At 53.7% G+C, this 12,651-nt stretch carries 15 protein-coding genes and 2 pseudogenes; 14 read left to right on the top strand and 3 right to left on the bottom strand.

What is annotated here, in order from left to right:
- Nucleotides 1–393 (bottom strand): class II aldolase/adducin family protein (locus BOW51_RS06335; protein ID WP_174564734.1); only part of this gene is annotated, 393 nt, incomplete at its 3' end.
- 113 nt (nt 394–506) lie between these two features.
- Here BOW51_RS06335 and mnmG point away from each other — a divergent pair.
- The 4 genes from mnmG (at nt 507) to BOW51_RS06315 (ending at nt 4,788) form a co-directional block, all read left to right on the top strand.
- Nucleotides 507–2,381 carry a tRNA uridine-5-carboxymethylaminomethyl(34) synthesis enzyme MnmG gene (mnmG, locus tag BOW51_RS06330; RefSeq protein ID WP_078476960.1) on the top strand — a complete coding sequence of 625 codons (1,875 nt, stop codon included), beginning with the start codon at nt 507–509 and terminating at the stop codon, nt 2,379–2,381.
- Nucleotides 2,382–2,386: 5 nt separating this feature from the next.
- The gene (gene rsmG, locus BOW51_RS06325) at nt 2,387–3,016 is read left to right on the top strand and encodes a 16S rRNA (guanine(527)-N(7))-methyltransferase RsmG (protein ID WP_078476959.1); all 630 of its coding nucleotides are present in this window, start codon (nt 2,387–2,389) and stop codon (nt 3,014–3,016) included.
- A 77-nt stretch (nt 3,017–3,093) separates the two neighbouring features.
- Nucleotides 3,094–3,873, top strand: a complete 780-nt coding sequence (locus tag BOW51_RS06320; RefSeq protein ID WP_078476958.1) for a ParA family protein — start codon at nt 3,094–3,096, stop codon at nt 3,871–3,873.
- A 9-nt stretch (nt 3,874–3,882) separates the two neighbouring features.
- Nucleotides 3,883–4,788: a ParB/RepB/Spo0J family partition protein gene (locus BOW51_RS06315; RefSeq protein ID WP_078476957.1), complete on the top strand. Its 906-nt coding sequence runs from the start codon at nt 3,883–3,885 to the stop codon at nt 4,786–4,788.
- Between the two features lie 39 nt (nt 4,789–4,827).
- Here BOW51_RS06315 and BOW51_RS11630 read toward each other — a convergent pair whose 3' ends face one another.
- Nucleotides 4,828–5,109, bottom strand: a complete 282-nt coding sequence (locus BOW51_RS11630; protein ID WP_245828545.1) for an AMP-binding enzyme — start codon at nt 5,107–5,109, stop codon at nt 4,828–4,830.
- A 207-nt stretch (nt 5,110–5,316) separates the two neighbouring features.
- Nucleotides 5,317–6,167: pseudogene (locus BOW51_RS11625) on the bottom strand (AMP-binding protein); the annotation flags it as partial.
- Nucleotides 6,168–6,206: 39 nt separating this feature from the next.
- Between BOW51_RS11625 and BOW51_RS11620 the strand changes: the two are divergent.
- From BOW51_RS11620 to BOW51_RS06265, 10 genes and pseudogenes are all read left to right on the top strand, one after another.
- A complete protein-coding gene (locus BOW51_RS11620; protein ID WP_245828543.1) occupies nt 6,207–6,395 on the top strand; it encodes a hypothetical protein in 189 nt (62 codons plus the stop codon).
- Between the two features lie 150 nt (nt 6,396–6,545).
- Nucleotides 6,546–7,085: a zinc ribbon-containing protein gene (locus BOW51_RS06305; protein ID WP_078476956.1), complete on the top strand. Its 540-nt coding sequence runs from the start codon at nt 6,546–6,548 to the stop codon at nt 7,083–7,085.
- Between the two features lie 182 nt (nt 7,086–7,267).
- Nucleotides 7,268–7,651 (top strand): ATP synthase subunit I, encoded by a 384-nt coding sequence (locus BOW51_RS06300; protein ID WP_078476955.1) that lies wholly within the window; start codon nt 7,268–7,270, stop codon nt 7,649–7,651.
- 2 nt (nt 7,652–7,653) lie between these two features.
- On the top strand, nt 7,654–8,514 hold the full coding sequence (atpB, locus tag BOW51_RS06295; protein WP_078476954.1) for a F0F1 ATP synthase subunit A: 861 nt from the start codon (nt 7,654–7,656) through the stop codon (nt 8,512–8,514).
- A gap of 54 nt (nt 8,515–8,568) precedes the next feature.
- Nucleotides 8,569–8,805: a F0F1 ATP synthase subunit C gene (gene atpE, locus BOW51_RS06290; RefSeq protein ID WP_174564733.1), complete on the top strand. Its 237-nt coding sequence runs from the start codon at nt 8,569–8,571 to the stop codon at nt 8,803–8,805.
- A gap of 53 nt (nt 8,806–8,858) precedes the next feature.
- Nucleotides 8,859–9,329, top strand: a complete 471-nt coding sequence (locus BOW51_RS06285; RefSeq protein ID WP_078476953.1) for a F0F1 ATP synthase subunit B — start codon at nt 8,859–8,861, stop codon at nt 9,327–9,329.
- Nucleotides 9,330–9,341: 12 nt separating this feature from the next.
- A complete protein-coding gene (locus BOW51_RS06280) occupies nt 9,342–9,881 on the top strand; it encodes a F0F1 ATP synthase subunit delta (protein ID WP_078476952.1) in 540 nt (179 codons plus the stop codon).
- Nucleotides 9,882–9,894: 13 nt separating this feature from the next.
- The gene (gene atpA / locus BOW51_RS06275) at nt 9,895–11,436 is read left to right on the top strand and encodes a F0F1 ATP synthase subunit alpha (RefSeq protein ID WP_078476951.1); all 1,542 of its coding nucleotides are present in this window, start codon (nt 9,895–9,897) and stop codon (nt 11,434–11,436) included.
- A gap of 32 nt (nt 11,437–11,468) precedes the next feature.
- The gene (gene atpG, locus BOW51_RS06270) at nt 11,469–12,329 is read left to right on the top strand and encodes a F0F1 ATP synthase subunit gamma (protein WP_078476950.1); all 861 of its coding nucleotides are present in this window, start codon (nt 11,469–11,471) and stop codon (nt 12,327–12,329) included.
- 66 nt (nt 12,330–12,395) lie between these two features.
- Nucleotides 12,396–12,651: pseudogene (locus tag BOW51_RS06265) on the top strand (F0F1 ATP synthase subunit beta); the annotation flags it as partial.

Raw genomic sequence — 12,651 nt, 5'->3', positions numbered from 1 at the left:
TATGACTGCTTGTGCTCCAGGCGCTGCCGAGTAGATTGCTGCATGGGTCATGGCTTCAGACGATGGGGGCGTTTCGCCCTGTGCACGAATGGTGTTGCTTGCCGGATCACACAGGGTCACCAGCGCATAGGCTTCGGAGCCCATTTTTTCGAGGTGGCCTGTCTGGGTACCGCTGATGACGAAGTCGGAAGAGCCGGGCTTGATACGATGACTGAGGTTGCCGAAGCCAAGGCCGTCGTAGCGAGCCGGATTGTTGCCGCCGATCAGCCCGAGCGCACACAGACGCTGGCGCCAAGGCTCCAGTTGCAGCGCAAGCGCAGGCTGTGGAAGTGGTGCCTGTTGAAAATCCAGCCTGTACTTGGTGACGCCTTCAGTTTCGTTGTTACCGCCCATCTGTCGGATCCTGCTGTCGAACTCTTCTGTTTTTTACACATCGAAAGCATAACGCGCTCTTTTTCCTGCTAAAATTCGCGTTTGCAGCTAATTCAATTGATTGTACGGGTTTCATGTTTTCTACGCAGCAATATGATGTCATTGTTATCGGCGGCGGTCACGCGGGCACCGAGGCCGCGCTGGCGGCTGCGCGCATGGGCGCATCGACGCTGCTGCTGACGCATAACATAGAGACGGTGGGCCAGATGAGTTGCAACCCGGCAATCGGCGGTATCGGCAAGGGACACCTGGTCAAGGAGATCGATGCGCTGGGTGGCCTGATGGCGCATGCTGCAGATCTCGGCGGCATCCAGTTTCGTACTCTGAATTCCCGAAAAGGTCCTGCGGTCAGGGCAACGCGCGCCCAGACAGACAGGATTCTCTACAAGGCCGCGGTGCGCCGCGCAGTAGAGAACCAGCCCGGACTCGATCTGTTCCAGCAGTCGGTCGATGATTTGATCGTCGAGCAGGATCGTATCGTTGGCGTTATTACGCAGATGGGTCTCAAGTTTCGGGCCGAGGCAGTGGTTCTGACCGTCGGTACATTCCTTGGCGGCCTCATTCATATCGGTATGGAGAACTACGAGGGCGGCCGCGCAGGCGATCCGCCATCCAACGCGCTGTCGCAACGCCTGCGCGAGTTGCCGATGCGAGTCGACAGGCTCAAAACGGGCACGCCGCCGCGTATCGACAGCCGTACTATCAATTATTCGAAACTTGAGGAGCAGCCGGGTGACACTCCGGTGCCCTCCTTCTCCTATCTCGGTGATGCAAGCGAGCACCCGCAGCAGGTCAGCTGTCATATCACGCGGACTAACGAAGAGACGCATGACATCATCCGCTCCGGGCTTGATCGTTCGCCTATGTATGCGGGTGTCATCGAGGGCACGGGCCCCCGCTACTGTCCCTCCATCGAGGACAAAATCGTACGATTTGCCGACAAGGATTCGCACCAGATTTTTATCGAGCCGGAGGGGTTGACCGTCAACGAGGTCTATCCCAACGGCATTTCGACCTCACTACCCTTTGATATACAGCAGCGTCTTGTACATTCAATGACGGGCTTCGAGAATGCCCGCATCATGCGTCCGGGCTATGCAATTGAGTACGATTATTTCGATCCACGCGATCTCAGGCCGTCACTCGAAACCCGTTATATAGAGAATCTTTTCTACGCCGGCCAGATTAACGGCACCACGGGTTATGAAGAAGCCGCTGCACAAGGACTTCTGGCAGCTGTCAACGCGGTACAGAAGACCCGTGGACAGGAGCCATGGGTGCCGCGGCGCGATGAAGCCTATATAGGCGTACTGGTCGATGACCTGGTAACCATGGGCACGCAGGAACCCTACCGCATGTTCACCAGCCGCGCCGAATTTCGCCTGCTGCTGCGCGAGGACAATGCCGACCTGCGTTTGACCGAGACGGGTCGCAAGCTGGGGCTGGTTGATGACGTGCGCTGGCAGGCTTTTGATACAAAGCGTGAACAGGTTCAAAAAGAGCAACAGCGGCTGCGCGAACACCTGGTGCGCCCTGCCGATATGAGTGATGAGCAGATGCAGGTGCTGCTTGGCGATACACTGCGCCGAGAAGCGAAAGCCATCGATCTGCTGACGCGGCCGGCGGTGGACTACGCAAAACTGATGCAGATTGCCGGCGTAGGACCTGGCGTGGAAGATCCCAAGGTCGCAGAGCAGGTAGAGATCCAGGCAAGTTATTCGGGCTATATCGATCGCCAGCAGATGGATGTCGAACGCACCCGTGAAAGCGCCGGCATGAAACTCCCCGAGGACTTTGATTACGACAATGTCACCGGGCTATCTTCCGAACTGCGTGAAAAATTCAATCACCAGCGTCCGGCAACCATTGGCCATGCTGCACGCATTCCAGGTGTCACGCCGGCAGCTGTATCACTGCTGGTGATTCATCTCAAAAAACGGCGCGCCTGATATTCATGGGTCAGAAAGAGGAGCTTGCACGAGGAGTTGAAGCACTGGGCTTGACCTTGTCACAGGCGCAGCAGAAAAAACTACTCGATTTTCTCGCCCTGCTCTACAAGTGGAACAGTGCCTATAACCTGACAGCGATTCGTGACCAGGAGCAGGCCGTGGCCCTGCAGTTGCTCGATTCGCTGGCTATCCTTCCGCTGCTTCCCGAGGGTCCGATTCTCGATATCGGCAGTGGCGGCGGTTTGCCCGGGATCCCTCTCGCGATAGCAAAGCCGGATACGCAAATCACACTGCTCGACTCCAACAGCAAGAAAACCCGCTTTCTTACCCAGGCGAAATTGGAACTGGGTCTGGATAATCTGAGCGTGATGCACTCCCGTATCGAGGCATGGCAGCCGGAAACCATGCCTGTGGCCATCACCTCACGAGCCTTTGCCGAGCTGGGACGCATGCTCGACTGGACTCGCCACCTGCTTGAAGCTGGTGCGCAGCTGTTTGCCATGAAAGGTGTTAAGCCGCAGCAGGAAATCGATGCACTGAAAGGGATGCCGCTGGAGATCGAAGTGACCTCTTTGCAGGTTCCGGGAATCGATGCACACAGGCATCTCGTGAGAATAGCCCTCACGCAGGAATAAAATTTTTCCGGCAGGTGAAAAAAACTGTTGGCACAGTGTATGATGTTTCGAGCATTTAAGTGAGAGTGTTTAACAGAATGGCAAAAATCCTGACAGTAGCAAACCAGAAAGGTGGCGTGGGCAAAACCACAACTGCGGTCAATCTTGCAGCTTCTCTTGCATATGAGGATCAACGCATTCTTCTCGTCGATATCGACCCCCAGGGCAATGCCACTATGGGTGTCGGGGTAGACAAGTACACGCTGCAAAAAACCAGCTGTGAAGTTCTGTTGGGACAGTGTGATATCAATGACGCAATCATGCGTTCGGAAGCGGCAAAGCTCGATGTGTTGCCGGCAAACAGTGACCTGACAGCGGCCGAGGTCGGCCTGATGGGTCTTGATGATAAGGAGCGCCGTCTCAGTAATGCGCTTCAGCAGGTTTCTGACCGCTATGACTACATCCTTATCGATTGTCCGCCATCACTCAACATGCTGACGCTCAACGCGCTGGTTGCAGCTGATGGTGTGCTGGTGCCGCTGCAGACGGAATACTATGCGCTCGAAGGCCTTTCGTCTCTGATTGAGACAATTGAGCAGATTCGCTCGGGACCCAATCCGCGTTTGAAAGTCGAGGGGCTGTTGCGCACCATGCACGACTCCAGAAACCGCCTTGGCAGCGAGGTGTCGGCACAGCTGCTGACCCATTTTGGTGACCAGGTCTACCGTACGGTCATCCCCAGGAATGTGCGTGTTGCAGAGGCGCCGAGTCACGGCTTGCCCCTGTTGCAGTATGACCAGTTTTCACGTGGTGCAGCGGCCTACTCTTGTTTGGCGAACGAGATTTTGCGACGTGACGGCAAAATCGGAATGAGATAGAGAATTTTAATGGCAAAGAGCAGAGGATTGGGGCGCGGACTGGACGCACTGCTGAGTAGTGCGAGTAAAGCGTCTGAGAAAGTAGCAGAGACAGATAGCAACAATCAGAATGAGAGCACTGCCACAGCGACTGGTGACAGTATTGCCCACTTGGGTGTTGATCTTGTACAACGCGGCCGCTATCAGCCAAGACGTAATTTTGACAAGGAGAAGTTGCAGGAACTTGCAGATTCCATTACAGAACAGGGCATAGTGCAGCCGATCGTGGTGCGTCCAATCGGTGAAGGCAAGTACGAAATCATCGCCGGTGAACGTCGCTGGCGTGCAGCACAGCTTGCAGGCCTGTCGGAAGTGCCTGTTGTTGTCCGTGATGTTGATGACAAGTCAGCCATGGCGATGGCACTTATCGAGAATATCCAGCGTGATGACCTCAATCCCCTCGAGGAGGCAGATGCCCTGCAGCGCCTCATCAGTGAGTTTGGTTTGACCCACCAGCAGATTGCCCAGGCTGTCGGTAAATCCAGAACCGCGGTGACCAATTACATTCGTCTGCTCGACCTCGAGGCAGAAGTCAAGCGCATGGTGGATGAGAGGAAGCTTGAAATGGGGCATGCTCGCGCCATTCTCGGACTCAAGGGCGGTCAGCAAGTGGAGGCTGCCAACAAGGTTGTGCGCCAGGGGCTCTCTGTGCGCGAAACCGAGCGCCTGGTACGTCGTATGCAGGGTGGCGAAGAGAGCAAGCCGGCAAAGCCGGAGCCGGTTGCCGATCCCAACATCTTGACACTGGAGCGCGACCTGACGGAGAAACTCGGAGCCTCGGTCAAGGTCAAGAGCGGTCCAAAGGGCAAGGGCAAGCTCGAGATCAGCTACAACTCACTCGACGAACTCGAAGGCATCATCGAACACATTCAGTGATCAATTACAGGTGTCGGGGTCTCCGACACCTGAATAAAGTTATTCGACTCCCCGCTCGACCTCTCCTGCCTTGCGCAATTCACGCTTGAGAATCTTGCCGGTCGCGTTCTTCGGTAAACTGTCACGAACAATAACCTTGCGCGGAACCTGGTGCTGGCCGAGGTGTTTGCGACAGAAAGCACGAATATCGCTACTGACCGGATTGGATCCATCTTTTGCCACAACGTGGGCGACGACAATCTCACCGTGCGTGGTGTGTGGTTCGCCGACGACAGCAGCCTCGATCAGCTCCGGGTGCTTGTAAAGTACCTCCTCGATCATGCGCGGGTAGACATTCATGCCGTTGACGATAATCATGTCCTTGATGCGATCGACGAGAAAGAAGTAGCCATCCCCATCACGATAGCCAAGGTCACCGGTGCGCACCCATTCGCCGTAAAACGATTCAGCAGTCTCCTGCGGCAGCTTCCAGTAACCTTTCATGACGTTGGCGCCACGCACGCACACCTCGCCGATTTCATCATCTGCAAGTTGCTCACCCTGCACGTCAAATATCGCCATTTCAACACCGGGAACAGGTAAACCGACCGATCCGGGTTTTCGCTCGCCGTCAAAGGGATTTACGCAGGTGACAGGCGAACACTCGGTGGGTCCGTCACCTTCAAGAATCGGGAAGCCGTAGCGTGCTTCAAATTGGCGCATTAATTCAACCGGCATGGCAGCACCGCCAGAGATACCGCAACGGATGCCGGACCAGTTGGCAGTATGTTCTTCAGGCAGGCGCAGCATGACGCCATACATCGAGGGCACACCAAGAAAGATGGTTGCCCCGTTGCGGCAATGGTTTCACTGACGAGCACAGAATCAAAAGCGGGCACGGGCACCAGTGTCAGGCCGTGCAGGCTGGGGGTCAGTACCCCGACCGTGGCGGCAAAGGAGTGAAACATCGGCAATACCACAAGCAGGCGATCCTCACCGGGACGCAGTTGCAAGCCCTCTACCACGCTGAAGCTGTTTGAAACCAGGTTGTGGTGCGTGAGCATGGCGCCCTTGGGGTTCCCGGTAGTTCTGGACGTGTAGAGAATCACGGCAACATCATCAAACGGATCGAACGTCACTGCTGGTGTATTGCCACTTTCTTCGAGCCACGCGGAGAAACGCTGATCACTCTCTGACTGCGGTTCGCCGATCGCTACCCACAGACCAACGCCGTTGAGACGGTCACGAAATGCGCCGACTTTCTCTGCCATGGCCTGGTGGTAAATGATGCCGCTGACTTCAGCATCGCCCAGAATGTAGCAGATCTCGTCCGCTGCAATGAGCAGGTTGAGTGGTACAACCGTGGCCCCGGTCTTGACGATGCCATGCCAGGCCAGCAATAAAGGCTGTCGAAGATCGAGTGTAAAAGGGCGACTTGGATGTCCCGTTTTACATCACGAGATCAAAGACACGCTTGCGCCTTTGCCGATGCCTTGCCGGGCAAGAGCTGCCGCGATGCGATCAGAAGATGCGTCAATGTCACTGAAACTGTGAGTCTGCTGTTGCGTGACAACCAGTTCCTGATCGGCGTGGATGCGAGCTGTAAGGCGGAATTGTTCAGGTATTGAGATGGCTCCCGAACTCATAGGGGCGCTCCATTAATAATGTTGTTATGTGTGATTTGATCCAGATGTTACACCAGTCTGACAGTCTGGTGTATTCACGACCGGAATGCGGTAGCCTATACTTAATATAAGAGAGGATTCGGAGCATTCGAAATGAAAGATCTTGAACCACCCCATGAGATGGTTGACGCCATCGGTGTCGCTTACGAGCGCATGCTTGAACGGGCGATCGAGAATACGCACAAGATCACCGACAGGAGCGGGCATTTCATGCACGATGCTGTTGACAAGGCGCATGAGCGTGCAGTTGAGCTCAATGAGTTGACCAAGGAGGAATCCGAGCGCGTCGCTGAGTACCTGAAGCGTGATGTTGAAGATGCAGCAAGGTACCTGCAGGACACCGGCGATGACCTGAAGACCTGGCTTGGATTTGAACGCGAGGTGTTCAGTGATCATCTGTTGAGCCTCTTTTCCCAAGCTGCCGACCAGACCACGCTCGCACTAAAGGCCTTGTCGGACAAGGCGCGTTCCAATTATGAAACCGATGACATTGTCGCTCCGGGAATTTTCGTCTGTACCGAGTGCGGGCACAGGACGCAGATTAAAAAAGCGGGCGTTTTACCACCCTGTTCCGAGTGCATGGGCACGATTTTTACTAGTGATACGAGTACAGAGGGCAGTTCGGACAACTGAAAGTTGACATAGCGTCCTAAACGCTATGCTGCACCGCAATATACTGATCTGTATGGCAAATTTAACTGTGTGCGATAATGCTTATATAGCTTATAAACAGTTTTATGTCTCTATCGTTTGACCTTATGGTCGCAAGCCCTTATACTGCGCGCGATTAGAACGGAGCTGTAGGCAAAAAAAGCGTGCAAAATCTGCCGTCAGAAAAAATTCGTAGTGTCGTCATCAGACAGTTGATCCTGACACTGCTGATTTCGGCAGCTGCTTTCCTGATTGGAAAGGATCAGGCTGTCTCCGCACTAATTGGTGGACTTGGCGCATCATTGGCCAATGCAGTTTTCGGATACTGGGTTTTCAGTGCTTACCAGGCACAAAAACCGGGCAAACTGCTGACCAAGCTGTATGTCGCTGAATTTGCCAAGCTGGTATTAACCGGCATTATATTTCTGGCCGCAATACTCTTTTATGAGAATCTGAGTCTTGTGGCTATGTTGGTAACCTATTTTATCGTACATGTGACAGCCAGCTTGCTGGTCGCCACGTACGGAAAAGAAGCGAACAAGGGCTGAATATGGCATCTGGTACCCTGACATCGAGCGAATACATCAAGCATCACCTGACTAATCTTACATTTGGTCAGCATCCTGATGGCTCATGGGGCATGGCGCATTCTGCAGAAGAAGCTGCTGAAATGGGCTTTATGGCAATTCATGTAGATACCATGCTTTGGTCTCTTGGCCTCGGCATTCTCTTCATCTTCTTCGCCGCACGCGCAGCTAAAAGCGCATCGTCTGATACTCCCGGTGGTTTCCAGAACTTCGTTGAGTGGATTGTCGATTTTATCGACGAGAGTGTGCGTGGATCCTTCACATCAAAGAATGACCTGGTAGCGCCACTGGCCATGACGGCTTTTGTTTGGATCTTCCTGATGAACCTGATGGACCTGGTCCCTGTTGACCTGATCCCGTGGCTGCTTGGCCTCCTCGGGGTTCACTTCCAGAAAATTGTTCCAAGTACGGACCCGAATGCTACCTTTGGCATGGCCATCGGCGTGTTCCTGTTGACTATGTATTACAGCATCAAGATCAAGGGCGTTGGCGGATTTCTCGGCGAGCTGACACTGCAGCCTTTCCAGGCGAATAATATCGTCGTCAAGGTATTGCTGATCCCGGTCAACTTTTTCCTCGAATTTGTTTCACTGATCGCCAAGCCGATCTCTCTCTCACTGCGACTCTTCGGTAACATGTACGCAGGCGAGATGATCTTCATCCTGATCGCACTTATGTATAGTGCCGGTATCGTGATGGGCGTCTTTGGTGGCGCACTCCAGTTTGTTTGGGCTGTATTCCATATCCTTGTTATTACACTGCAGGCGTTCATTTTTATGACGCTGACAGTAGTTTACATGGACATGGCGCATAGCGAGCATTAAACGAATTAACCTTTAATTATTAACACCTAACCAGAAATTTTACGGGAGACAATCATGGAAATGGCTAACGCACTGCTGTACATCGCCGGCGCTCTGATGATGGGCCTTGGCGCTCTCGGTGCCGCTGTCGGTATCGGTATTCTTGGCGCACGCTTTCTCGAAGGCGCTGCACGTCAGCCGGAACTGATTCCAATGCTGCGTACCCAGTTCTTCATCGTTATGGGTCTTGTTGACGCGGTACCGATGATCGCTGTTGGTCTGGCTATGTACATTCTGTTCGCTGTTGCGTAAAGATAGAGCTTCAGAATCCGAAACCTTTCTTTATTAACTAACGGGGAAGCAGAATGAACATCAATCTGACCCTTTTCGGACAAATGATCGCTTTTGCCATCTTTGTCTGGTTTACCAAACAATTCGTGTGGACGCCGATCATGGCTGCACTCGAAGAGCGTAAGGGCAAGATTGCCAATGGTCTTGCGGCTGCAGAACGCGGTCAGCATGAGCAGGAACTGGCAAAGAAGCATGCAGCCGACGAGTTGCGTGAAGCAAAAGCACAGGCTGCCGAGATCATTGGCCAGGCACAGAAGCGTGCCTCCGGCATCATTGATGAAGCAAAAGAGAACGCACGCAGCGAAGGTGGCAGACTGCTGACAGCCGCACAGGCCGAGATCGAGCAGGAAGCCAATCGTGTACGTGAGACTCTACGTGAAAAAGTCGGTGAGCTTGCGGTAGCAGGAGCTGAGAAGATCCTGCGTCGTGAAATCAACGCTGATTCACACCGCGACGTCGTTGACGCTGTCGCCAAGCAACTGTAAGGCGGGCCGACCATGGCACAGGAATCAATCACAATTGCACGACCGTACGCTGATGCTGTCTTTGCACGCGCAAAAGAGAGCAGCACGCTGGAACAGTGGTCGCAGACCCTGGAACTTCTGGGAACTGTTATGAGCGATGCGGCAATGTCCGACGTCGTTGGCAATCCGAATATCAGCAAGCAGCAGCTGACCGAAATGATCCTCGGGATTGGCGGTGAGCAGTTTAGTGATGAGGCCGAAAACCTTGTCCGTCTGCTGGTTGAAAATGGCCGTCTCGTCATTGCTCCGCAGATTGCGACACTGTTTGAAGAGCGCAAAAACGCTGAACGCGGCGTGCTGGAAGTTGACCTCGTCAGTGCATATGCAATTGACGAAGATCAGAAGCAGGCGCTGGCAGATGCCCTCAAGGCGAAGCTGGGCAGTGACATCAACATGACAACTAGTGAAGATCCTGAGCTGATTGGCGGCATGCGCATTCGCGCAGGTGACCTCGTCATCGACGGTTCTGTCCAAGGGCAGCTGACCAAGCTGGCAAACGAATTAGGAATATAAGCGAGAAGCCATCATGCAACTCAATCCATCAGAAATCAGTGAGCTGATCAAAAGCCGCATCGAAAAATTTGACGCGAAGACCGAAGCACAGACTGAAGGCACAATTGTCTCCGTAGCCGACGGTGTTGTCCGTATCCACGGACTTGCAGATGTCATGTCATACGAGATGCTCGAATTTCCAGACAACGTCTACGGACTGGCGCTCAACCTTGAGCGTGATTCTGTCGGTGCTGTTGTCATGGGTGAATACAAGCACCTTTCAGAAGGCGACCCGGTCAAATGTACCGGCCGCGTACTGGAAGTGCCGGTTGGTGAAGCACTGCTTGGTCGCGTTGTTGACGCGCTCGGTAGTCCCATCGACGGCAAAGGCGCAGTTGAGGCTACTGCCTCCTCTCCAATCGAAAAGGTTGCACCCGGCGTTATCGCACGTAAATCGGTTGACCAGCCAGTACAGACTGGTATCAAGTCAATCGACTCCATGGTGCCAATCGGCCGTGGCCAGCGTGAGCTGATCATCGGCGACCGCCAGACGGGTAAAACAGCGATCGCTATCGATGCCATCATCAACCAGAAGGGCACAGGCGTTAAGTGTGTCTACGTCGCGGTTGGACAGAAGGCATCGACCGTTGCACAGGTTGTACGCAAGCTTGAAGAGCACGATGCACTGGCTCACACCATCATCGTTGCCGCTACAGCTGCAGACTCTGCAGCGATGCAGTTCCTTGCACCTTATGCAGGCTGCACCATGGGCGAGTACTTCCGTGACAAGGGTGAAGATGCACTGATCATCTATGATGACCTGACCAAGCAGGCATGGGCATACCGCCAGGTATCACTGCTGCTGCGTCGTCCGCCAGGCCGTGAAGCTTATCCTGGTGACGTTTTCTACCTGCACTCACGCCTGCTTGAGCGTGCTGCACGTATCAACGAAGCAGAAGTTGAAAAGCTCACCAACGGTGAAGTGAAAGGCAAGACCGGTTCATTGACCGCGCTGCCAATCATCGAAACCCAGGCGGGTGACGTATCTGCGTTCGTACCAACCAACGTTATCTCGATTACTGACGGACAGATCTTCCTCGAGACAGACCTGTTCAACGCCGGTATTCGTCCAGCGATCAACGCCGGTCTTTCTGTATCACGTGTTGGTGGTGCTGCTCAGACCAAGATCATCAAGAAGATTGGTGGCGGTGTTCGCCTGGCACTGGCGCAGTATCGCGAGCTGGCTGCATTCTCGCAGTTTGCATCTGATCTCGATGACGCAACCCGTGCCCAGCTTGACCGTGGTGCGCGTGTAACCGAGTTGATGAAGCAGAGCCAGTATGCGCCGATGTCAATTGCTGACATGGCGATGACCCTGTTTGCTGCCAACGAAGGCTACATCGATGATGTCGATGTTAACAAGGTTGTCGACTTCGAAGCGGCGATGATGGGGTACATGAACTCGTCACAGAGCGAGTTGATGAGCAAGATCAATGACACGGGTGATTACAACGAAGAGATCGAAGGTGCAATGCACGATGCGCTGAAGGCGTTCAAGGCAAACAGCACCTGGTAATCCAGGCTCGTTTAATAACCAGGTAACAAGATATGGCTGTCGGAAAAGAGATTCGCACGCAAATCGCCTCGGTACAGAGTACCCAGAAGATTACCAGCGCGATGGAGATGGTTGCAGCATCGAAAATGCGCAAGGCGCAGGATCGTATGGGCGCAACACGCCCCTATGCTGACAAGATGCGCAATGTTATTGCACACCTGTCACAGTCACATCCGGAGTATAAGCATCCCTATACGCAGGATCGCGAGGTCAAGCGTGTTGGTTACATCGTGGTCTCCTCCGATCGTGGACTTTGTGGCGGTCTCAACAGCAACCTGTTTCGCCGTCTTGCTAAAGAAATTAAGGCGCAGGCAGAAAGTGGTGCTGAGGTAAGTTTTTGCACAATCGGACAGAAAGCAGCCGGTTTCTTCGGCCGCTTTGGCGGAGAGATGCTGGCACAGGCAACACATCTTGGTGATGCACCGCATATCAACGATCTGATTGGTACCATCAAGGTGATGCTGGATGCATTTGATGAAGGCAAACTTGATCGCATCTATATTTCATATAACTCGTTCGTCAATACCATGACGCAGGAACCAACAGTAGAACAATTGGTACCGATAGCGGGTGAAGAGAGTGACGAGCTAAAGCACCACTGGGATTACATCTATGAGCCGGATGCAAAAGATGTACTGAACGGCTTGCTGACTCGCTATGTCGAGTCCCTGGTATACCAGTCGGTAGTAGAGAATGCAGCATGTGAGCAGTCGGCACGTATGGTTGCGATGAAGTCGGCAACAGATAATGCCGGTGAGCTGATTGACGAGCTTCAGCTTGTTTACAACAAGGCGCGCCAGGCAGCAATTACCCAGGAGATCTCCGAGATTGTCGGCGGTGCTGCTGCGGTATAAGAGTATTTGAGCGGATGGCCGAGGCCATTCACGGAAAGAATTTAGATAGAGAACGAGGAACCAGCAATGAGTTCGGGTAAAGTGGTCGAAATTATCGGCGCGGTTGTGGACGTAGAGTTCCCACGCGACGCAATGCCAAAGGTCTATGACGCACTCAAAATCGAATCTGAAGGCTTGACGCTGGAAGTCCAGCAGCAGCTGGGTGACGGTGTCGTGCGTTCAATCGCCATGGGTTCAACAGACGGTCTTAAGCGTGGTTCAGTAGCCACCGGGACTGGCGCACCAATTCAGGTACCTGTTGGTCAGGCTACCCTGGGTCGTG

Origin of the sequence: Solemya elarraichensis gill symbiont (assembly GCF_002021095.1) — a bacterium.
Lineage (GTDB): Bacteria > Pseudomonadota > Gammaproteobacteria > Chromatiales > Chromatiaceae.
The sequence above is the reverse complement of the archived record's forward strand: the minus strand, read 5'-3'. Positions and strand labels throughout refer to the sequence as shown.